Origin of the sequence: Neobacillus sp. 114, assembly GCF_030127045.1 — a bacterium.
Classification (GTDB): domain Bacteria; phylum Bacillota; class Bacilli; order Bacillales; family Cytobacillaceae; genus Neobacillus; species Neobacillus rhizophilus.
The window spans coordinates 1,008,617-1,030,659 of the sequence record NZ_CP126144.1 but is presented as its reverse complement, the minus strand read 5'-3'; the positions used below and the strand labels follow the sequence as shown (position 1 = coordinate 1,030,659).

Sequence of the window (22,043 nt, the reverse complement as noted above, 5' to 3'; positions counted from 1 at the left end):
AGGACGTTTTTTTAAAATTCGAAACAAGTTGAACAAGTCCTTTCTGTTAGCGAATTTCCTATTTATTAAAACATCATTTTTTATTTGACTGATTGATTTTCGATCAAAAAGATCAAAACAGAAAAGGAAGGGTCTGAGATAAAATATTTGAAAATCAACCTTTTCTAATAATTGGATATACGTGGTGGCTCTTTCTTCATAGTATTTCTTGTCCGTATCTTAGCAATAATCAATAATATTGTTGGTAGAACAGTTAACATAAATGGAACATAAAACGGGAAGATGAACTTTGAAAATTCAAACTGTTCCTGTAAATTTGCGAATTCCCAAATAGCAAATAGAGATATTAATAAACCGAATGGTAAAACGATTGGCTTGAAGTCTGAAAGGTTCAACCATTGTGCGGTACCCAAAACTAATGCATAATAGAAGACTGTAATTTTGATATACGCACCTAAAATCCAAATAGTGATAATTCCCGCTTCTAAATGTTCAAAAAAATCAGAAAGACTGATAAACCGTACAGCCTTGAAAACAGGAAAAGTGTAACTAGCAGTCATCTCTCCAAATAGGAAAATAGTCAGTAAATTTAAACTAACAAGACTAAGCATAACCGCAAATACTGAGATAAAACTCCATTTCAATCCTTTTTCAGGATCTTTTAAAAAGGGAAGAAACATAGATATAAGGAATACCTCACTGAACCAAGCCTGTGGGGCAGCGGCACCTTGGAGCACAGGTAACAAACCATGTTCCAAGATCGGTAGAACATTCTTTGGATCAAAGTCTTTAAGAAGCATGATTGTAAATATCGGTATAGGGAGAATGAAAATAGGAATGAATAGTTGGGAAGCTCTCCCAAGCACCTCTACTCCCCCAGTTATAGCGAGGGATGCCATAATAACAACGCTTCCTATAATTGCAATCATTGAAGTTTTTGGTAAAAGGGAAATTCCAATGAAAAAATAATACTCCTTTAAAATGAACCCACACATAAACAAGAAAAAGAACAGGTAGGATAATCCAAGTATTTTACTTAGAAAGGGTCCAATAATATGTTTACTATATTGAATAAGTGATTCATTTGGATACATCTTATGTAATTTATAAAGGACATAAGCAGTAAAAAATCCATTTAAGGAACCTAAAATGGGTGCTGCCCAACTATCGCGTCCCACATATTGTCCTGTAATTTCTGGAACCATTAGAACAGCTGTGGCATAAATGGTTGGATATATCATCAGTGCCATTTGATAGGCTGTAATCCTCCCTTTATCGTGCATAACTCTTACCTCTTTATTTATTTTTATATAGTATCTCTTTAAAAAAATAAAAAATGCAGGTTGTAAAAAACTAATTAGATGAAAATAACAAAGTTTTCATTTTCTTTTCCTAAGTTGTATGGGTTAAACCTATGCCCTTTTAATCAAAAAATATATCGAGTATTTATTAGCGATACCTTATGAATGAATTTTCACTACAATATGATTATTCCAGCCCATTTAATCAGCGTTTTTCCCACCTCTTAAAAAAACTATTAAAGAATGATTCATTAAAAATTTGGAATAATACCTTTGTATTATAGCTAGTCAAAAAGGAGGGAACCAAAATGGATATTCAAAAATTAGCCGATCATGAGTCTTTGGATCTACATGAGGTTATTAATTTTAAAACCCTATGCTTAGCGAAATCAAAACTAATGCAAGGACTCGTATTTGATCATGATTTGAGAGCATTAATGCAAAAAGATGTTGAACAATCCATGCAAGCGCTTGGAGAATTACAGGCAGTTTATCAACGCGCACCTTTTGAAGCTCCAGTTCCTCAAAACCGGCCAACACCAATAATAAATTGAAAAGGAGGCAAATTCATTGAACCAGGACTATTTAGACCCTATAAACTCGCTACACGTACCAGAGCTAGCAGATACGACCTTTGCGATGGATTTACTTCTTCGTGCCAAAGAAGGTGTGCGCAATATTGCGGTTGCATTAACGGAGTCAGCATCACCTGATGTTAGAACCCTTTTACGAAACCAGTTAATGCAAGGGATTGCCATGCACCAAGAAATTACAGAATTAATGATTAATAAAAAATGGTTCCATCCATACGAACTAAGTGAACAGTATAAACTAGATCAACTCTCTGCCAACAATACTTTGATGATTGGCAAAATGAATCTATTCCCTGTTGAGACCAATAGAAAAGGTATGTTTGATCGGACACCTGATGAACACTAACACTGGAGGCTGTAACCAATGAAGGCAGTAACGTATCAAGGTATTAAAAATGTTGTAGTCAAAGAAGTTCCAGATCCAAAGATTGAAAAACCAGATGACATGATTATTAAAGTAACGAGTACAGCTATATGTGGGTCTGATTTACATTTAATTCATGGTATGATTCCTAACCTGCAGGAAAACTATGTTATTGGCCATGAACCAATGGGAATCGTCGAAGAAGTTGGTCCAGGAGTGACTAAAGTAAAAAAGGGAGATCGAGTAATTATTCCCTTTAATATAGCATGCGGTGAATGCCAGTACTGTAAAAACCATTTGGAAAGCCAATGTGATAATTCAAATGATAATGGTGATATGGGTGCCTATTTCGGATATTCTGGTACGACGGGTGGCTATCCAGGTGGGCAAGCTGAATATTTAAGAGTGCCATTTGCCAACTTTACTCATTTCAAAATTCCGGAGACTTGTGAAGAACCAGATGAAAAGTTAGCAGTTATTGCCGATGCGATGACTACTGGTTTTTGGAGTGTTGACAATGCAGGTGTAAAGGATGGAGATACAGTTATTGTTCTTGGCTGTGGTCCGGTTGGTCTTTTTGCTCAAAAATTCTGTTGGTTAAAAGGGGCAAAGCGAGTCATTGCCGTTGATTATGTCAATTATCGCCTGCAGCACGCCAAGCGCACCAACAAAGTAGAAATTGTTAACTTTGAGGACCATGAGAATGTAGGAAGTTACCTGAAGGAAATCACCAAAGGCGGCGCTGATGTTGTCATTGATGCAGTTGGTATGGACGGTAAAATGACTGATATGGAGTTCCTTGCAAGCGGAATGAAGCTTCATGGCGGAGCATTAAGTGCGGTTATCATGGCTTCACAAGCAGTGCGTAAAGGCGGGACAATTCAAGTTACTGGCGTTTACGGCGGCAGATATAATGGTTTCCCTCTTGGAGATATTATGCAGCGAAATATCAATATCCGCTCCGGTCAAGCACCTGTCATCCACTATATGCCATATATGTTTGAATTAGTTTCGACCGGAAAAATTGATCCAGGAGATGTCGTAAGTCATGTCCTTCCACTTAGTGAAGCAAAGCGTGGCTATGAGATTTTTGACACAAAAATGGATGATTGTATAAAAGTCGTGTTGAAACCTTGAGGAAGGAGGTATAAAAAATGAACTACGCCTTACATGAAGTTCTTGAGGTCCATGAGATGGCTGCATTTAAGACCACTTGTTTAACTAAATCAAAAACGATGAAAGCGTTAGTTACAGATCAGCTATTAAAAGATATTATGCAGCAAGACATTGATGTATCTACGAAACAATTACAAGAATATGCTTCTATCCTTTCCAACGCTAAGCAGTAAATTAGGAGATGAATGAACATGAATCCAATCATTGAAAATTTAACGGGCATGGACGGACTATCGGATCAAGTCGTTGCAATGGATCTACTCATTTCAGCCAAAAGTGGAATTAGAAATTATGCCATGGCAGCTACGGAGGCAGGAACACCGGAAATTAAAGAAATGCTCACTCGCCATTTAGTGGAAGCTCTTGATATGCATGAACAAATATCCACATATATGGTAGAAAAAGGATGGTACCATGCTTGGGATACAAACGAACAGATCAGTTTGGATTTAAATAATATCAATACAGCATTGAACTTACCGACATTATAAAAAATTTCTAGGAACAGTTTAACAAACTGTTCCTTTTAAACCATTATGAGTTTATTTGGCGGAAGTAAATAAAGTTAATACTTCTTGCTTACTCGTGTTTGTTTTACAATATATAATGAAAACAATTAATTGACTATTTTTATTATGAAAAGGTCGGAGCAGGAAATTCATCAATTTTGATACGAAGTAAACTATAAGGTTTCTGTCGTAAGTCTTTTCCATAATGAAATCTAGGCTGTCGATGTAATTGGTTCACAATGACATACAAATATTGATCCGGACCAATTGAAAAAGTATCCGGCCACAAAATTCTCGGATCATGTGCGATAGTTTCCATTATGCCATTTGGCAATATCTTACGGATACTGTTGTTTTCATAATCTCCAGCATAAACAGTTCCCTTTGCATCGGTGATCATTCCATCAGACGCACCTTTTTCTCCCCAATACTCCACATGATAAGGTAAATCTATGTCCGGTATCGTTATGTCTCTCAGGGCTTCTGTTGAGATCGAGAACAAATGACGACTGGTTAGTGGAGCAAAAAATAATATCTTTCCATCGGGAGAAATCGCAAGACTATCAGACGCCAATCTAAATGGAGAAGTTGAACCGTCTTTGTTTCGATTCATTAAAATTTGACCTTCTACTTTCGGTAAAAAATAGGGATCGGGTGAAGTTGAATTTGCCCCATTTAGCCGTCTAAACGCGTTTCCATTTGATAAATCTACGACGATAATAGCTCCTGGGCCTCTTGAAGAAGAATCCGTTATATAGGCATAACCTGCTTTTCCAACACGAAAATCAAAACGGACATCATTCAGATAAGTTGTAGGCAGGACAACATCTTCTGTAAAGGTATATACTTTTCTTATTGTATTGGTTTCTAAATCAACAGCGACTAATTTTGCCCCCCCTTTAATAGGTTCAGAAAAATTAGGTGCCGCTGTATCTAATATCCAAAGCGTTCCCCTTCCATCAGCAACTACACTTTGGACACTGATGAAAGTCATTGTGATATTCGCGGGGTTAACCATATTGGTTTGTAAATTAGGATAAGGCTGCAATTTATCCTCAACAATTTCCGCCACCGTAAATCTAACATCGTCTCCCCATTTCGGAAAGCAAATGAAAATACGACCGGTTTCTGAAACAGTAACACCTGTAGGCATAGCCCCATAAAATTCATAAACTAATTCTAAATTACCGAAATATTTTTCACTAGGTAACATCGGTTTAATATCCTCCTCAAGCATACAAACGGGATATCACCTATATATGATTTATATTTTTTCTAGTGCATGTTTCTTAATAAGTTTTTCTATACGAAAAGATGATTGAATGGATTGTTTTCGAAATTTAATAAGTCTGTCAGAAGAAAGGAAACATTTTAATTTAAAGGTCTCCTGTTAACTAACTCATTAATTGATATGATTCTTTTAAAAGAACTAAAAACTCCTGATTTAGTTCGTCTTCACTATAAAATCTAAAGTTATTGTGAAATCGGTTTTTTGAAACTTGTTCAATTTTAGTAATCTTCTCGTGTTCAATTTGATGGTTTGTTACTAAATTAAAATCTAACCATTTCTTTTTTGGATGAACTCCTCCGAAGGCAGATTTATTCAAAAGATGTATAGAAGTCTTTTTAAACTCAATTTCAAAAGGTCCAATTTCTTTCAATAAATAGAGTATTTTTGAATATATTTCATAAACATTAGATGCCTTATTTGAGAATAATTCATCTTCTGACATATCACCATCTCCTGCTTTCACTTTAAAATATTAAACTTTATTACCTTTATTTTGCCTCTTTTTACATCCTTTTACCATTTCTTTATTCACTAACCTCCCACGTTAACGCAATAACGGCTGCCTGTTTTTCAAGCAGCCGATCTTGAAGGATTGCCCCCGATAGCTTAAGTACATTTCTTCACAATATCATCAAATGCGAAATAATTATCTTCTTAATTTAATTACTAATAAACTAAATATATTAGGTTATTCTAACTGTATAATTGGCAAACATTAGGGAGGAAGTTTAATGGAACGTTTACATGAATTTGACAAGATTCTATACGGTAGAAAAGAGAATACCGATTCTTTAATTAATTATTGGACAGACTATTCTAACCCTTCTACGTGGCAGTTTTGGGTTTTAATCGCTATTCTTTTAGTCCCATTGGTTATTCTTTATATTAAGATTGACCGAAGTAAAGTATTTCTAATTGGTTTTTATGGATATAACGTTCATGTTTTTTTTACATTTATCGATTTATACGGTATAAATAGAGGGTATTGGCATTACCCTTATCAGATTATCCCTGCACTGCCAAGCATCTCATTGGACACTTCCATGGTCCCTGTGGCCTTCATGCTCATTTACCAATGGACATTAAATAATCATAAAAATTATTACCTATATGCTATAATAACTGCTGCTATATTTGCATTTATTTTAAAGCCTATTTTAGTAAGTACTGGTCTTTTTAGAATGTACGGTGAAATTAATTATTTTCACTTATTTTTTGGATACGTATTTGTACTTTTGATAGCAAAAGTTATAACCTGGTTATTTCATATATTACATAAACCTAAATTCTCAGCTCAGAATAGACAATAGTAAAGTACTCACAAAATATGGGTGCTTTTTCTATATTTTTCAGTTCATACACTTAATACGTAATAATAGTCTATTATCAGTCCAACATAAGCGAAGGGCCATATCCTATATTCCTGTTCATCCTCTTCACACTTATCAGTCCGATTATGGTCTTTCCAATAACCGAACTCAAGAAAGCATAGTTTGAAGTATAGAATGTCACTATTAACATACTTTTCTTTATCATTTTTCAAAAGCATCTAAACGACTTCATTTTCCGTTACAATTTTCAAACATTCAGTCACCTTCTTGCTTCTCATTTTGAGTCAAATACGCATTATTAGTTTTTCTTCTCAACTAAACTCCCGTTACTTTAAGTACGTTTTTTCACAAACTTGACCAGCACTTTCATTGATTACAGGGATGCTCCCCCGTTTGTAAAAAAGCGACTGTTCTTATTTTCAAACGCCCTCGTTAGCTCTATTTTGACTAATCACTTCACCAAATGTTCCCTATAAAGCGAATTATCATTCTTGGTATAAACATTAAGATGTTCCAAACCACTTCAAATATAAATTCAATTAGGGTATCTTAAAAAAAGCCGTCTCTATTTCTTTTGTTATTTTTCATCTTATAACTCCCAATTAATCAATATTTGTTTAACTATTCTGACTTGGAATAACAAATTTAATTCCTTTTAATAGATTCTAACTTTATTTTCTATTTCCTTCTTCCGCTAGTCGATCCCTTTTCTTAGGTCATATATGTTAATCTTAACTCTTGCGTAAGGTAATGGGTATTTATTGAGAAAGAGTCTAAATTTACCCCTAGTAAATGATTTCCTCTGACTTCTTCTATTGAGCCATTTAAACAGTAAATATCCGATTTTGTCTCTGAATTTGTTTACACTTTGGGTATTATCTGTGATGCAATAATAATTGCAATAACCTATCAGTAAGCGTCTAAATCTATCCATAATTATATGAATATCTTTATTTCTATTAATCTTCAACCATTCCTTATAAACATCACAAAAGAACCATTTTTCTATTACTGTTTTGGCTGCTTCCGTTGGAAGTGCTTGTCCCCCAAAAACATCCTCCTATCCAATAAGCAATTTCACCTATTTTGCATTGTTGATTGATGCGTCTAATACAATTTATTTCCAAAACTAGAATAACAATGGTAAATTAATATGGTGATAGGCAAGGAAATATATTCCATAACAAAAGGAGGATTATCATGAAGAAAGTTTTAGTAAAAACCATGCTTTCCGTTACAGTAGGGTTCGGAATTGTGGCAGGAGGTGCAGCACCTAGCCTGGCTGCTGAAAACCAATTATCGAAATCAGAAGGAAAAAGCCTGTATGTGATTGCATTTAAAAACGAGCTGCCAAAGGGCTACGAAGAAGCAATCAAAAAAGCAGGCGGCCGAGTGGTAAAAGCACTCCCGGAAGTGGGAGGAATCGAAGCACAGTCCGATAATCCTGCATTTCTAAGTAATCTCAAAAAAGTACCTTCCATTGAGGTTGCTAGTAAAGAGATACCACTTGCATTAAACCAGCCGGCGATGATTCAAAACACTGCCCAAACAACAGCTCTCAACCAACAAGGAAGTCTTTGGGAGGAGCAGTGGGACACCCAACGGGTAACGAACAATGGGAAATCATATGAAATTGAAACCGGCGGATATGAAAATGAAAAAGGAGAAACTGTACATAAAGCGGTGGTAGGGGTTATTGATACTGGGATTGACCCAACACATCCAGATTTACAGAAGAATCTTATTGGCGGACGGAATCTGGTCCCTGCCGGAATGGATGAAACAGAAACTGGTGACCCAAATGACATTGTGGATCGTAACGGTCACGGAACACATGTGTCTGGTATCATTGCAGCAAATGGAAATGTTAAAGGTGTAGGACCAGACCTAGGAATTCGCACCTATCGTGTATTCTTTTCGGACCAAGCTCTTACTCTCCCATCCTTTATCATTGATGGCATCATAGAAGCTGCGAATGATAAGGTAGACGTCATTAATATGTCTCTAAGACTCTATAATACTTCGAAAACAATCATTGAAGGAGAAACCTATAAAACAACGGCCGATACGTTATTGTGGAAGCGCGCGATCCAATACGCTCTGAAGAACGACGTAACCGTAGTAGCGGGTAGTGGAAATGAAAGCTTGAACCTGGATGACAAGAATGAGGTTACTAATTACTTAAACTCGCTTTATGAACCATATGGAATCTCACTTAAAGGACCAACTACAGTTGTACCTGCACAAATGCCTGGAGTGATCAATGTATCGGCCTCAAACAAATGGTCTAAAGCAGAACTTGCCTTTTACTCCAATTATGGAAACAGTGCGATTGATGTAGCAGCTCCTGGAGGGGACTTTGGTTCGAAATATGCCGAAACCTTTGATCCAGCCGCGGCGGATTTTTCTAACTTAATCCTAAGCACATGGCCAACCTACTTAGGTACGCCATACAATTATAATGCAGGTACTTCAATGGCAACACCTCAAGTCGCTGGGATTGCGGGCGTTATTAAAGCTGCACACCCTGAGTTAAAGCCTTCGCAAGTATCAGCCGTCATTAAACAAACAGCGATCGACTACGGAAAACCAGGCCAAGATGCCTTATATGGTTCTGGGGAAGCAAATGCTTATCGAGCATTGATGAATATAAAAAAATAGGGAAAGTAGTACGAAAAATACTCGATACCATAAACGGGGCAATATTTCCTTAACAAGGAGATGTGCCCGTTTTTTTGTTCTTTAACTATTGGCATATAAGTCTCTCCGTACTGCCACAAAGCATTTAAACCATCATAACTCAGGACAATGAATATTGCGCGGTCCTGGAGGTGAAAATCAGAAGTTTTACGCGTAAAAAGGCGAGCTTCATAATAGTATAGAAAAAAGCTTCCAATTATAATGGTGATTAGGATGCAAGTTATTCTGCAAGAGAGAAGGACTATTATATGCTATTTTATGTAATTGCAATCCTCGTTATTGTGATGGACCAGCTTTCTAAATATCTAATTCGGGCCTACATTGATCTCAATGAAACATTTACATTGTGGGGAGTACATCTCACACATATCGAAAATAGCGGGATGGCAGGAGGTTTATTTCAAGGCAATGCACGGCTTTTCGGAGTTGTGGCTGTGTTTTTCGTAATAGGTGTTTTATATTTTCGCAGAACCGGAGAAATGAAGGGTGCTCTCATCGATTGCAGTTTTGGATTCCTGGTCGGAGGAGCAATTGGAAATGGGATTGATAGACTTTTGTTTGGGCAAGTGACAGATTTTATCATTCGCTCTGGCGGAATTCTTAACTTGGCCGACCATGCGATTGAAATAGGGGTGTTCCTGTTTATTATTTATGGGGTCGTTAGATGGTTTAAAAATAAGCACTAGATTTTCCTACAAATACACATTTTCTTTCCCCTTCTAGCTGATATTGACCAATCATAAATCGTTGACGGTCACCTGCCAACACATAAGATTTTTTTGTCTCGAAGAGAAGAATTTTTTTAAAATAATTTTCTTATTTTCCATGCTTGTCCAATCTTCTTTATTCTCTTTACATATTCTAACATAGAGAGACGGAAATCTCTCACCGCCACGCCTCCTGCACATAGGGCACTCCCACCTCCAAAGAAGCGTATCGTTCGTTTGATACGCTTCTCTTTATTTCATCAGACCTAAGTAAGGTCAGAGGCATTGATATGAAACCTTGAAATAATGAATTTTGGAAAAGAGCCCTGTTAAAGGCTCTTTCTTTAGTTAAGTTATTTGGGTATATACACATAAGTAGATGAATATAAAAAAATAGGGAAAGTGGTACGAAAAATACTCTATCCCATAAACAGGGGCATTATTTCCTTAACAAGGAGATGTGCCCGTTTTTGTATTTTTTAACTATTTGCATAGAACTCCCTCCATATTGCTTAAAAGCATTTAAACCAACACTTTAGTAGCATGAGCAATTAATGCAAAAATGTAAGCCGTATTCTGTGACTTTCTGGAGACCTCCTGCCGAACACCGGTTTCGCCTTTTTGCCAGCGCTCATAAAACCCGTGAACAAACTCAAAGTCTTTAAAGCTAATCCTTCTGTCATTTGAAAGATTGACACTTGGGCTATTAGACCTTGCTTTACTTATTACTAAATAGCTTCCTTGGCCCCCGACCTGAAACCACAAAGGGGTACTACTATTTTGCGGAACAGTATGTATTTCGAACTCTGTTACTCTAGCTTTATTAATAAGCTTCTCCCATAATGTTTTTGCGTCCATATTCCCATCTCCTTTAAAGCATAAATTTTCCAATTATAGTATTATTATAGCAAATAGCTTGATATATGTATCAGATGGATTAGTTCATAGGACGTATATACTTCAACAGTTTTCATCATTTACCATATCTTAACAAACGAGCTTTGAATTTTTTTATATAATAGCTTTAAAGCAGGTTTTTTTGTTTGGTTGGTGTAAAAAAACGGCAAAAAAAGGGGGATTCTGTTTTATGCAGCACATTGACAATTTACTTCGCGAACATGAGTTGTACCATAAAAAAGCAGATATTATCTCAGCTTTGAAGAATTCTATTAAAATAGAAAAAATAAAGGTAAACCAAGAGTATATTCCAATTGGTTCTTCGAAATTAGGCGGTTTGCCAGATATGCCTGATGAAATGGAATTTCCCAAATATGATAACGGCTATTTAACGTTCATCGGGCAATTTAAACTGAAAGAAATGAAACCATATGATAAAGATGGTTTGCTTCCAAACAGCGGGATCTTGTATCTTTTTTATGATGTCGTTGAGCAGCCTTGGGGCTTTGAAGAGGAAGAGGGATGCTTTAAGGTACTTTATTTTGATGGCGATTTGGCCACATTGAAAAGAAAAGAGTATCCGGAGATCAGCGATAACTATTATCCATTAAATGCATACCAGGTGAATTTCAAGAACATCTCTACGATATCTGAAAATCCTGCTAATCTTACATTTGAAAACGAAGACGAAGAAGAGAACTTTTGGAACTTTCGCCAAGAATTAATGGAGCTGGAAGATGAAGAAGGTAACACCTCCCCCTCCCACTATATGCTCGGAGAACCATTTAATGTGCAAAACGATGTGTTTGAAGAGCTATATAACGATGAAAAGGAACCGATATTACTGTTTCAAATCGACTCCGATGAAGAGGATTTAGGGGTCATGTGGGGCGATTGCGGGCTGCTTTACTTCTGCATAGATAAAGAGGAATTAGCGAATAAGCAATTTGATAAAGTAAGGTTCACCTTGCAGTGTTTTTAAAACTAGATGCATAGGGACGGTTCTCTTGTCTCATTCCGCGGTGCCGGTTCAGGTTCCATCTTAGCTTAGGTGCATGGGCTGAAAACGACTGAAATGATGCATAAGAACCGTCCCCATGCATCATAAAGAGGTGATAAAAATGAATGTAGATACTTTGGTAGATTTGCTTTTGGGAGACGATGGGCTACTAATTTCTCTTCGATTGGGATATGGTTTACAGACAGAAAAGGTTATTCAAATTATTGAGGTTCTTCATTACCTTTCGGAAGAATGGTCCGAATCTGACCATATTCCAAAGAAAGCTGCGAATATGTTCGTTGACTTCTACGCTGCGGCTTATTCATCACTTGGTCTATATAATGAGGAAGTACAGATCAAGATTGAGGATGCAGTAGATAAGATCATGGATGCGATTAGAAAATGTGTGGATGTACCGGGTTTTTAATTGAAGAAGCTGTCAAAAACAAAGAAAACTCGTCCTTAGTGGGGCACTAAAAAAAGGATTATAGGCAGAAGTTGCCATGATGATTGCATTTGCGTCATTCATACTCTGACCTTCGAGGGTATTTAGCCATCCATATTCCAACAAATAGAGCGCTATCCTTGTTCAAGGATAGCACCCGATAGTTGAAGAATAAAATTAAAGCCTCTCCCCAGGTGGTCAAACCACCCTATAAAGATTCACTCCCACTGTCATTTCAGCTTTTTTTCAAATGCTTCAGTTTATCTGGATTAACTATGTTGTATAGAGCAGAAAGTTTATCGTCATCGAACTGAAATGCCAATACATAAAAAATTTGATCGTCCGCCTTCATAATCATTCCCGGTTGTCCGTTCACATCCGCTTCCATGACAATCAAATTGGATGGAATTCTACTGTTGACACCCTTTAAAGCGGCGACGGCTCGTTTAATTCCAAAGATAGGACGCAAGTTTGCTTTTACTTTACCTCCTCCGTCGGAATAAATAGTGAAGTCATCTAATAAAATGGACATAAGTTTTTCGGTGTTGTTGCTTTGAACTGCCTCCATAAAGTCACGCACAGTTTCTTCTTTTTTACTCCTATCTCCCCCCTCTTTGGGGGATAAATCGCCGACTTTTTGTTTCGCTCTGCTTTGGATTTTTCGGCTGTTATCAGGAGATTTACCTATTAATTGCGCAATCTCATTGTAAGAATAAGAGTAAACTTCCCGCAGAAGGAACACCGCTCTTTCCACCGGATTTAAGTTTTCAAGTAGATGTAAAAAAGCGATGGATAACTCCTCATTGGCAATCACCCGGTCTGCCGGATCCGCCCCCTTTCCGTTAATGATCGGTTCCGGTAACCAAGAGCCGACATACACTTCTCTCCTCTTTCGGGCAGAACGCAGAAAGTCAATGCTAAGGTTTGTTGTGACCTTCCATAAATAACTTTTCACATGATGAATCGAATGCAAAGAAACTTGATTCAAATTCAAAAAAGCTTCTTGCACGATGTCTTCTGCATCGGTCACACTTCCCAACATACGATAAGCAAGCGAAAAAAGAGCCGATTTATAAGAAGAGTAAACTTCGGTCATATAAGCCATATTGGTCATATCATCATCAGGTGGAAGATGTTTAGATTTAGAACCGTCCGGCATTCAAAGCACACCCTTTTGTTTGTGAGCACCCTGCATTACACTCTTTTCTATATTTTACCATAAATTTCAGACCAATAGGGCTATTCTGTCCGTTGGGACGAGTTTGTTTCATCTCGTCCCGGTGATCATCTCCCCTTTTTTTGCTTTGCCCAATGCATCCAAACATTGTAACAAAGCAGAGTACTGTTCCTCCTTTTTGTTGGCACGACCGATCGGACTCCCCAGTTTGTTGGGGAAATAAATCGATCGGGGTACTCCCAAAGCATTTGTCGTTTCTGGTAACAGGGTTACTGTGATTGTCGCTATTCCCTGCTTTTCCAATTCTCGTGCGATCAGTCCAACGGACCGATGACAGTGGCTTCAGGCAGGGGTCAGAATGGCCAAATCCACCTGGTCCTTCACAAGACTGCGCGCAACTTCCGGTCCTGTTTTTTCAACCAACGGAGAGGGATCATGAATTCCTCCCTGAAAACTGAAGTGACGCGGGGCGATACTCCCTACTTTACCTTCCCGTTGCAAGCGGTGTAGAGTGGCTAAAGGAAACATAATTTCCAAATCAACCTTTACATCGCTATGATCATAAAATAAATGACTGATCACCGTTTCACTTGAGGGTGTATCTGAGGGAATCACACGATAGGAGCAATCCCCCTTGGAATCGTTCAAGTCAAATGGGGGTTGGCTTTTCAGGATGATGCCTCCCGTGGTAATGAGAGCCACCCGACTTTCCTCAATCGGCCTTTTTAATGGAGTCCAGGGAACATCTTCACTTCTTTCACTGCCCAATTTCATACTTTTCATACTGATTCGATCAATAAATTTGGGGTATTTCTCCATCAATTTACCCATCAATTTCGATTGAGCAAGCTTGAATACTACCTTTCTACCAAAGCCAACCTTGGAAGATGAATGAATATTTGCCATCAAATATGCCTCCTTTTCATTTTCAACCTGTTTTATCTTTCACACATAGGGACGAAATAGGAGGGGGATTTGTGACATGGCTATAAGGATTTATTAAAAAAACCGATCATCAGATAGGTAACTCTTTAAGAGCCTTATACATTATACACTCACATGTTCAATGACTCGATTCATTGCCTGAATCTGTCCCATGTGGGCTGCTTCATGCATTAGTGTTAAACCTGCCAGCTCTCCAAAGGTTTTACATCCCATGAATGGTGTTTCCAAGGAATTGTTTAGTTGTTCAGCTGGAATTTGCTGAAGACGATCCAATTGATCTTTTAGCTGTACCATAAGCTCATCCATAGTAGGTACATTCCCCGTCCAATCAGCTGGTTTAGTACCATTCCCGAACAATTCGATATAGATTGGGGGAAGATGTGTTGTTGCCTGAGGAAAACCAAACATAGTTTGTTCAGTAACTGTCAAAACGTGACCTGTATGCCAGTGAATTGTGTTGTTGAAACCATCTGGCTGGACATCAGTTTGGCCCTTAGGAACAGACCCTATGATCTTGATGAAGTACTCTCTTGTCATTTCAAATTGCTTGAACACAAGTTTGTTCATTTCTTTCTCTCCTCTCTCTGATACAATCGTCCATTTTATAATATTAATAAATAGCAAGGAATATAATTAAGGTACCTCTTGCTCTGCAAAATAAAAGTTGTTTATTTTATAGATGAAATACATAATGAGTATACCTATTTATTTAATTAAACCAGTTATTCCCTCTGCTTCATTTATCCCCTTTTGCTCAAAAGTTTTATCATTAGTTATCTTGCTCTTTATGAAAAGAAAAATGGATAAGAGAAACATAAGCGATGCAAATAAACTGACCGAGAAAAAACCATTCAATGTGCTATATAATACACCTGCCATTCCCGTTCCAATCATTGAACCAAAATATTGGCAAGAGTTAGATAATGCCGCAACCGTTCCTCTTTGCGTACTAGAAATAGTTTGTAGGGAACTAAGGATAACCGAAATTAAGACACCACCGATGGCAGCGATCGTAAAAAGCAATACTTCAACATACAAAACCGTTTTCGACATAGGCAGAATAATGTACAAAATAGACATCATTACAGCCCCAATATTTAATGTATGGAAACGGGTCAACTTTGTCACCAAAGGACTGCCAAACAGACTGCCGATTAAACTGCCTAATCCGAAAAAAAGAAACACCATCCCTGCAGTTTTTACATCAAGCTGAAAACGATCAGCAAGCCACTTGCCAAAAAAGGTGAAAGTTGCATAATAACCGATGGCAAAGACCAAGTAAGCCAAAAAACCAAAGCGTGCTTTGCTCGATTTCAATAGTTGACGATAAGGCTCGACAAATGGGTTCGGCTTCTTTTCAACCGATGGCGGGGGTAAACTAGGAATCAACCAAATAAGCAATATAATGATTACTATCGCTTCAAGGGAGAGCACAAAATAAGGAATCGACCAACTTATGCTTGCTAAAAAACTTCCGAGAGGGAGTCCTAACACTTGGGCTGCTGCCACACCTCCTATTACAACCCCCATCCCCATAACTAAACGATCAGGAGGAATTAGTATAGTGATAGATGCCCACACTTGAGGAGTAATCAAAGCAGCAAATAAACCAGCTATGGCTTGATATAGGATTATTTCCAACCAACCTGAAGAAAATCCACATAAGAAAATAGCCATTGCATAACCAACCAGACCATAAATCATAACCTTCTTGCGATTCCATTTGTCTGAAATAGGACCAAATAACAAAGAGAAAACAGCATAAGTTAAGGCATAGGAGCTAATCATCCATCCAGCCTGCACGGTTGTAATCTGAAATTCAATCTGTAAAACGGGTAAAAGCGGTGATAGGAGAAATGAGTTAGATGCGATTAAAAACATCAATAAGAAAAATATAGTTAATTTAGTGTACACCTTTCCACCTCCATGTTTATTAGTTAGATAACAATTTAATAAAGATTCAAGCAGACATGGATAAGTTTGCTAAATATTTCTCAATTACAACATGAGAAAACCTCTTTTCCTTTTATTTACTGCGCGCGCTTAATGTCAAAATAAGTTTACCTCTTGTAAAAAATTCCAACAATCATGTATTTCCGATTATAATGATAAGTAAAAGTGATGATGATCACCGTTGGGGGATGTATTAATGGAGCTAAGACAATTGGAGTATTTTATTGCCATTTGTGAAGAGATGCATTTTTCAAGGGCATCTGAGAAACTTTTTACCACACAGTCCAATCTCAGCCAACAGATTAAATTTTTGGAGAAGGAGTTAGGGGTTCCTTTATTTGATCGCATGGGAAAACGCATTACCTTGACAGATGCCGGAAAAGTGTTGTTAGAACAAAGTAATCATGTTTTTTCACATATTAAATACGCTCGTGATGCGATTGCAGAAATGAAAAATATTCAAGGTGGAACGCTTACGATCGGTGTCTTGCCGGGTGATGCGGATCTGTTATTTAATGCTTTGCTCGTAGAATTTCACCGAACCTACCCTAAATTATCTTTATCAGTAATAGAAACAACCGAAGTGACAGAACAAGTCATAAAGGGAAATATCGATATCGGCGTAACCACTTCCTCCTTTCATGATGATCGAATTGTGCAAATTCCTCTATTTAATGAAGAGTTTTCTTTAGCTGTTGCAATAGAGAGTTCCTTTGCAAATAAAAGGACTGTACAACTAAAAGATCTACAATTCATGGAAACCGTGATGTTTCCTTCTAATCATCAGTGTCGTAAATTAGTTGATAAATTTTGCATGGAACTAGGATTTCATCTACATCCAAAGATCGAAACTACAACAATATCCTCTCTGATTAACATGGTACAGCAAGGAATTGGGATAAGTGTTCTGCCAAAATTGTTACTTGAAAATCTTGATAACAAAAATATTAAAATTATTAAGTTAACTAATCCCACACCGAGTCAAAATATTTGTATAGTTTATCGCACTGAAAAGTACTTGGGATTTGCAGCCCGAGCGTTTATCGACACTTTGAATACCTATATCGAAACAGCGATAAATCATGCAGAAGTAATCAATGATCACACGAACTGAAAAGTAAAGTCAAAATTTTAAACCACTTTATTGTCATTCAATACTCAGCGTTTTATATACGGATTTACAGCGTTAAGGATATTCAAAAATTAAAAATCCCAATCTCTCAGTGATATAAATGAGAAATTGGGATTCATTTATTCAACAATTACGCCCATTTGTTGAATAGCCATATATAATTTATAGTGGTTTTACTTTTGATCTCCCTATGGTTATCTCTTTATTTTCTAACAACCGGAATCCACATTTCACCGAATACTGAGCCGTTTCGTTGCCCCATGATAACCGCTGTATTTGGCCCGCCAACATAGGCAAAATCCTTTGCTTCAGGCAATACTTGACCAAAGGCAATGCCAGTAACCATATTACTCAACGCTTCAGCCGTCTCCGCTTCCCCTTTTACAACGAGGTATTCACTTTTAGGAAATTGAATCACTCTGGATGCTTCTGGTAAAGATTGCTCTGTCATTACGCCGGCATAATGCATCATCTTGTTATTCACTGCTTCATTCACGACAAAAATGTAGTCATTTGTGGCAACGGCTTTTAACTTGGCAAGCCTTCCATCTTGATTGACGTCCGACCAAAAGTCTGCCTTTTCTTTGGTTATGCCAGCATAGTCTGTGTAGTGGCTCGTAAGCTCTGTTCCAATACCTAAAACGGTGAAGCTTTCTTTTTCTTCTAACGTATAATTTGTCATATTCAAACCATCCTTTTTTTTAAATTTATCAAATGATTTATCTTTTCAATTGATAAGTTTATAATAATCTTTAATCATGTCAAAAAATGAAACTGTTTAGGAGTCCCGATGAAAAAAGTTGAACGGATTAACACCATCATGCGGTATATCAACAACCGCTCCCACTTTACCATTTCTGAGATCATGCAGGAATTTAACATCTCTCGTTCGACCGCGATTCGAGATATTCGAGAAATTGAAGCCATGGGGATGCCGCTTGTCGCTGAAGTTGGAAGGGATGGCGGTTATTTTGTCATGAACAATTCGGTCCTGCCCACCGTCCGCTTTACCGATAATGAGATTAAAGCTCTCTTTATTGCCTTTATGGCCACAAGAAATCAACAACTCCCTTATCTAAAGAGCCGTCAGTCTTTAGCTGAAAAATTACTAGGCCTTATTTCAGAAAACCAGCAAGATGACCTGGTTCTATTAAATCAAATCCTGCTTTTTGAAGGGACCAATCCCAATAATCCCGACCTGCTTGAACTGTCAGACCTTCCCCATCCGATGTTAGAAAAACTTATTCAAATCCTGCTTTTGGATAGCTATTTATTGATTACCATTAAAGAAGGCAAGGTCATAAAGTCTTATCCAATTTTTCTTTTACACCTTTATCATGAAAAAGGCCTTTGGCTGATTGAAGGCTTTAACTTAAAGGAGGAAAAGAGACAAATTTTCCCTGTCGACAACCTCACCGATGTACAACCATATTCCACGGAAAAAAGACTAAGTAAGAAAAAGATTTTAGAAAAACTAAGGAAACAGGAAGAAGTAATCAACCTTGTCCTTGAACTTGGTCCAAAGGCGATTGCCCAGTTCAAAAAATACCATCCTTTAAAAGTTTCAATTTCCTTTACGAATCCTTACCAAACCACAGCCATCCTAAAGACTTTTATCAATGTTAATCATTCAGAAGAATTGACCGAAATAACAAATTGGCTGCTTTTCCTAGGTGGGGATATCAAGATCAGGGAAGTTCCCGAAGAAGTCTTGGAAGTTTTACAAGAAAGAGTATTTCTATTCTGCACTTAAGCAGTGCCCGTTAAACCTTATATAGGCTGCGTTACGGTAACCGTATCACAAATCCGATATGGCGTTTTGCATCTCTCAACCGAACGCACTCAAGAAAAGCACCCGATTGTTGAATTTTCATCTTTCATGCTGTTAACTACTAGAATGCTATTTATCTAATTTAGTAATACTCGAAACTGTTTTTTTACCATTCATTAAAGAGCGTATTAGTCGACGAAGAAGGAAAATCAAACTTAAGAGTGGAATGGATAACTTATGGGTAAAATCGACGAAAAAGCTGGACGAAATATCTTTATCTGTGACAGATGAGGCTATAATCGTTCACTTAATCCTTTTAAAAAAAATCCATTAGGTGGGGAACATGAAAAATAAACTTTTGTACATTGAAGACGATAAGGAAATCGGCTCATGGGTCAGCGAAGATTTAACTAGAAGGGGCTATGATGTGACCTGGCTTACCTCGGGGGATCATGCGTCCCATTATATGGAGGGCTACGACCTCGTCATCCTTGACATCATGCTTCCTGGATTGGACGGATTCTCGATCGGCCAGCGGTTAAAAAAAGAATATCCAGAGACACCGATTCTTCTACTTTCTGCTAGAACCTCTATTGACGATAAATTGCAAGGTCTTCATTTTGCCGACGATTATGTAACGAAACCCTTTCATCCCGATGAATTGACGGCACGTGTAGAAGTGCTGTTAAGACGATTTGGGAAGATGTCACAACCACTCATTCAACTATCTCATCTTAGCATTTATTTAGACCAAAACCGTATTATCGATACAAGATTGAATACAGAAATCGCCCTAACGGCAAAGCAATTTCAAATTTTCACGTATTTGCTTCGTCATCCAAACCAAATTCTGACAAAGGAACAAATCTACGAAGCGGTATGGGAAACTCCTTATATTGTTGGGGATAAAACGTTGATGGTCCATATTCGTCATTTACGCGAAAAAATAGAGGAAAATCCGAGCCAGCCGCAAATTATTGAAACGATCCGGGGAATCGGATACAGGGTGAAGCAATGAAGTTTCGACATTCACTGTTGGCGAAATATTTACTGATCATTATCGTAGCCCTTATCATATGGCCGTTTGTTTTACCTGCCTATTACATACCCTCCTATTTTCTGAACAAGGATTTTCCACAAAGAGCTCAGTATATGGATACGAACAAATTAAAGAAAATGTGGCATCATGAGGCGGCAAAGCTGGATGGAGCCACTCCAGAGCAGGTAAATCAGAAGCTTCACACAGTAAGGGAACAATATCCGCTTGCTTGGATGTTCTGGGTGGACGGGACGGGGAAAACCAAACTAATACTTTCCGAGCAAAAGAATATTCCAGCACAGTGGACCTTAGAGAACAGTATTGAGTTTATGAATCAAAGTGATGAAGATCCGATTACCTTTGTGTCTTTTATTGGCGGAAAACAGAGCAACGGATTTATGGTTTTCCAAATACCGCCCTCCGTTACAAAACTTCCGACCCTTTCCATTATAGATGACAAGTTGCTGGCGCTATATGCCTTTCTCGTATTCGGTCTCTTTCTCTTTGTCTCTTGGTTATTTTTCTTCAAGATCCGGAAACGGCTCATTCATCTCCAAACCGCCATGACGGAAACGCAGGAAAACGGGATTCCCGAAAAGATCGTTATCAACAAAAAAGACGAAATCAGTGAATTGGGCAAAGCGTTTAATCATATGATCGATGAACTGATAAAGAGCAGGCATCACGAACAAGAAGAAGAAGCGCTGCGCAAACAGCTGATTGCCAATATATCCCACGATTTACGAACACCGCTCACAGCCATTCGCTGGCATGCCTATTCATTGCAAAAAGAACCTTTATCGTCCAAAGGGAAAGATTCGCTTCATTTAATTGAAAACAAGGTAGATCTCTTAAGCCATCTGCTGGAAAATCTCCTTTCCTACACGCTATTATCAGCCGGAAAATACACATTACAAAGAAAAGAAACGGACATCATTCGATTCATCCGGGAATCCATGGCAGGATGGTATCCGGTATTTGAGAAAGAAGGCTTTAAAATAGATGTTAGTCTGCCCGAAAAGGCTTTAAGTTGGAATATCGATCCCCATTGGTTCATGCGCATCCTAGATAATCTCTACCAAAACGTGATCAGACACGCTAAGTCGGGGCAGTATGTCGGTGTCAGAATCGTGGATTATGAAGGGAGAACAGCGATTCTGATTGAAGACAAAGGCCCTGGATTGGATGTAACAACAGACAAAAAAGGGGCCGGCATCGGCCTCTCCATCGTGTCACTCATGCTTCAGGAAATGCAATTGGGGTGGAACATAACAAGTTCACCAAAGGGCACGGCCATCTATCTTTACGAAAAATGATAATAGGCAATGAAATACCATACTTGACAAAAGTTTTTAACACTGAAAGACAAAAATTATACCAATGGATGACAGACTGTTTACCGTTATTTTCCGAGGTGAAAATCCCCCGAAATACGCTGAAATGGCTGAATATCGGGGGAATTGATTTGGGCTGCTTCTTGAAACCCTGAAAATTATGAAGTTACATATAACGATACAAAGCTATTTGCCGATCCTTGATTTCCTCATAAAGCTTCTCAACTTGCTCTTGATGGATAGCCGCTTCCAAATTCGCTTCCCTTTTTCTAATTTCAATAGTAAAAAATATAATATTAAAGATCATCGCTAACCTCCCTAAGCACATTTACGTCTACTTGTACCAATACTCGGCTAATGATCAGACTTTATGTCAAA

25 protein-coding genes are annotated in these 22,043 nt (G+C 37.8%); 14 read left to right on the top strand and 11 right to left on the bottom strand.

All coding sequences use genetic code 11. The annotated features are described in order from the left end of the window. Nucleotides 1-164: 164 nt before the first annotated feature. On the bottom strand, nucleotides 165-1,283 hold the full coding sequence (locus QNN06_RS05055; RefSeq protein WP_284037156.1) for a GerAB/ArcD/ProY family transporter: 1,119 nt from the start codon (nucleotides 1,281-1,283) through the stop codon (nucleotides 165-167). A gap of 326 nt (nucleotides 1,284-1,609) precedes the next feature. Between QNN06_RS05055 and QNN06_RS05050 the strand changes: the two genes are divergently transcribed. Genes QNN06_RS05050 through QNN06_RS05030 form a run of 5 tightly spaced genes read left to right on the top strand, consistent with a single transcriptional unit; the run spans nucleotide 1,610 to nucleotide 3,925 of the window. Continuing rightward, entirely contained in the window at nucleotides 1,610-1,855 is a 246-nt protein-coding gene (locus tag QNN06_RS05050) for a spore gernimation protein GerQ (RefSeq protein WP_213118511.1), read from the top strand. Between the two features lie 16 nt (nucleotides 1,856-1,871). Then, the gene (locus QNN06_RS05045) at nucleotides 1,872-2,240 is read left to right on the top strand and encodes a spore coat protein (protein ID WP_213118512.1); all 369 of its coding nucleotides are present in this window, start codon (nucleotides 1,872-1,874) and stop codon (nucleotides 2,238-2,240) included. Between the two features lie 18 nt (nucleotides 2,241-2,258). After that, nucleotides 2,259-3,395 (top strand): zinc-dependent alcohol dehydrogenase, encoded by a 1,137-nt coding sequence (locus QNN06_RS05040; RefSeq protein WP_213118513.1) that lies wholly within the window; start codon nucleotides 2,259-2,261, stop codon nucleotides 3,393-3,395. A gap of 17 nt (nucleotides 3,396-3,412) precedes the next feature. Beyond that, entirely contained in the window at nucleotides 3,413-3,607 is a 195-nt protein-coding gene (locus QNN06_RS05035; protein ID WP_213118514.1) for a hypothetical protein, read from the top strand. 18 nt (nucleotides 3,608-3,625) lie between these two features. Continuing rightward, a complete protein-coding gene (locus QNN06_RS05030; protein ID WP_213118515.1) occupies nucleotides 3,626-3,925 on the top strand; it encodes a spore coat protein in 300 nt (99 codons plus the stop codon). 142 nt (nucleotides 3,926-4,067) lie between these two features. On the opposite strand, the gene QNN06_RS05025 is transcribed toward QNN06_RS05030, so the two are convergent. Both QNN06_RS05025 and QNN06_RS05020 read right to left on the bottom strand, forming a co-directional pair. Next, the gene (locus QNN06_RS05025) at nucleotides 4,068-5,180 is read right to left on the bottom strand and encodes an L-dopachrome tautomerase-related protein (protein WP_284037155.1); all 1,113 of its coding nucleotides are present in this window, start codon (nucleotides 5,178-5,180) and stop codon (nucleotides 4,068-4,070) included. Between the two features lie 157 nt (nucleotides 5,181-5,337). After that, a complete protein-coding gene (locus QNN06_RS05020) occupies nucleotides 5,338-5,676 on the bottom strand; it encodes a DUF5655 domain-containing protein (protein ID WP_284037154.1) in 339 nt (112 codons plus the stop codon). 289 nt (nucleotides 5,677-5,965) lie between these two features. On the opposite strand from QNN06_RS05020, the gene QNN06_RS05015 reads away from it, so the two are divergent. Then, nucleotides 5,966-6,544, top strand: coding sequence for a CBO0543 family protein (locus QNN06_RS05015; protein ID WP_213118517.1), 579 nt, complete (start codon nucleotides 5,966-5,968; stop codon nucleotides 6,542-6,544). Nucleotides 6,545-7,259: 715 nt separating this feature from the next. Here QNN06_RS05015 and QNN06_RS05010 read toward each other — a convergent pair. Further along, entirely contained in the window at nucleotides 7,260-7,535 is a 276-nt protein-coding gene (locus tag QNN06_RS05010) for a group II intron maturase-specific domain-containing protein (RefSeq protein WP_284037153.1), read from the bottom strand. 230 nt (nucleotides 7,536-7,765) lie between these two features. On the opposite strand from QNN06_RS05010, the gene QNN06_RS05005 reads away from it, so the two are divergent. Together QNN06_RS05005 and lspA are read left to right on the top strand one after the other, a co-directional pair. After that, nucleotides 7,766-9,226 (top strand): S8 family serine peptidase, encoded by a 1,461-nt coding sequence (locus QNN06_RS05005; protein ID WP_284037152.1) that lies wholly within the window; start codon nucleotides 7,766-7,768, stop codon nucleotides 9,224-9,226. Between the two features lie 287 nt (nucleotides 9,227-9,513). Further along, on the top strand, nucleotides 9,514-9,951 hold the full coding sequence (lspA, locus tag QNN06_RS05000; protein WP_284037151.1) for a signal peptidase II: 438 nt from the start codon (nucleotides 9,514-9,516) through the stop codon (nucleotides 9,949-9,951). Between the two features lie 543 nt (nucleotides 9,952-10,494). Here lspA and QNN06_RS04995 read toward each other — a convergent pair. Continuing rightward, a complete protein-coding gene (locus tag QNN06_RS04995; protein WP_213118520.1) occupies nucleotides 10,495-10,830 on the bottom strand; it encodes a hypothetical protein in 336 nt (111 codons plus the stop codon). 229 nt (nucleotides 10,831-11,059) lie between these two features. Between QNN06_RS04995 and QNN06_RS04990 the strand changes: the two genes are divergently transcribed. Then, complete coding sequence (locus QNN06_RS04990) at nucleotides 11,060-11,851, top strand: YwqG family protein (protein WP_213118521.1); 792 nt, start codon at nucleotides 11,060-11,062, stop codon at nucleotides 11,849-11,851. 139 nt (nucleotides 11,852-11,990) lie between these two features. Further along, nucleotides 11,991-12,296 carry a hypothetical protein gene (locus QNN06_RS04985; RefSeq protein ID WP_284037150.1) on the top strand — a complete coding sequence of 102 codons (306 nt, stop codon included), beginning with the start codon at nucleotides 11,991-11,993 and terminating at the stop codon, nucleotides 12,294-12,296. Nucleotides 12,297-12,549: 253 nt separating this feature from the next. On the opposite strand, the gene QNN06_RS04980 is transcribed toward QNN06_RS04985, so the two are convergent. The 4 genes from QNN06_RS04980 to QNN06_RS04965 form a co-directional block, all read right to left on the bottom strand. Beyond that, complete coding sequence (locus QNN06_RS04980) at nucleotides 12,550-13,473, bottom strand: RNA polymerase sigma-70 factor (protein ID WP_284037149.1); 924 nt, start codon at nucleotides 13,471-13,473, stop codon at nucleotides 12,550-12,552. Between the two features lie 360 nt (nucleotides 13,474-13,833). Continuing rightward, nucleotides 13,834-14,397: a glycine/sarcosine/betaine reductase selenoprotein B family protein gene (locus tag QNN06_RS04975; protein ID WP_213118523.1), complete on the bottom strand. Its 564-nt coding sequence runs from the start codon at nucleotides 14,395-14,397 to the stop codon at nucleotides 13,834-13,836. A gap of 141 nt (nucleotides 14,398-14,538) precedes the next feature. Next, the gene (locus tag QNN06_RS04970; protein ID WP_284037148.1) at nucleotides 14,539-15,003 is read right to left on the bottom strand and encodes a DinB family protein; all 465 of its coding nucleotides are present in this window, start codon (nucleotides 15,001-15,003) and stop codon (nucleotides 14,539-14,541) included. A 138-nt stretch (nucleotides 15,004-15,141) separates the two neighbouring features. Beyond that, on the bottom strand, nucleotides 15,142-16,350 hold the full coding sequence (locus tag QNN06_RS04965) for an MFS transporter (RefSeq protein WP_284037147.1): 1,209 nt from the start codon (nucleotides 16,348-16,350) through the stop codon (nucleotides 15,142-15,144). 235 nt (nucleotides 16,351-16,585) lie between these two features. Here QNN06_RS04965 and QNN06_RS04960 point away from each other — a divergent pair, with 235 nt between their 5' ends. Next, a complete protein-coding gene (locus QNN06_RS04960) occupies nucleotides 16,586-17,503 on the top strand; it encodes a LysR family transcriptional regulator (RefSeq protein ID WP_284037146.1) in 918 nt (305 codons plus the stop codon). A gap of 220 nt (nucleotides 17,504-17,723) precedes the next feature. On the opposite strand, the gene QNN06_RS04955 is transcribed toward QNN06_RS04960, so the two are convergent. Beyond that, entirely contained in the window at nucleotides 17,724-18,203 is a 480-nt protein-coding gene (locus tag QNN06_RS04955; protein WP_213118527.1) for a GyrI-like domain-containing protein, read from the bottom strand. Between the two features lie 108 nt (nucleotides 18,204-18,311). Here QNN06_RS04955 and QNN06_RS04950 point away from each other — a divergent pair, with 108 nt between their 5' ends. The 3 genes from QNN06_RS04950 (at nucleotide 18,312) to QNN06_RS04940 (ending at nucleotide 21,647) form a co-directional block, all read left to right on the top strand. Then, the gene (locus tag QNN06_RS04950) at nucleotides 18,312-19,274 is read left to right on the top strand and encodes a helix-turn-helix transcriptional regulator (RefSeq protein ID WP_213118528.1); all 963 of its coding nucleotides are present in this window, start codon (nucleotides 18,312-18,314) and stop codon (nucleotides 19,272-19,274) included. A gap of 361 nt (nucleotides 19,275-19,635) precedes the next feature. Then, nucleotides 19,636-20,310, top strand: a complete 675-nt coding sequence (locus QNN06_RS04945; RefSeq protein ID WP_213118529.1) for a response regulator transcription factor — start codon at nucleotides 19,636-19,638, stop codon at nucleotides 20,308-20,310. Further along, complete coding sequence (locus QNN06_RS04940; protein ID WP_217034867.1) at nucleotides 20,307-21,647, top strand: sensor histidine kinase; 1,341 nt, start codon at nucleotides 20,307-20,309, stop codon at nucleotides 21,645-21,647. Before QNN06_RS04945 ends, QNN06_RS04940 begins: the two co-directional genes overlap by 4 nt. A gap of 184 nt (nucleotides 21,648-21,831) precedes the next feature. On the opposite strand, the gene QNN06_RS04935 is transcribed toward QNN06_RS04940, so the two are convergent. Further along, entirely contained in the window at nucleotides 21,832-21,972 is a 141-nt protein-coding gene (locus tag QNN06_RS04935; RefSeq protein ID WP_213118531.1) for a YrzI family small protein, read from the bottom strand. Nucleotides 21,973-22,043 lie beyond the last annotated feature (71 nt).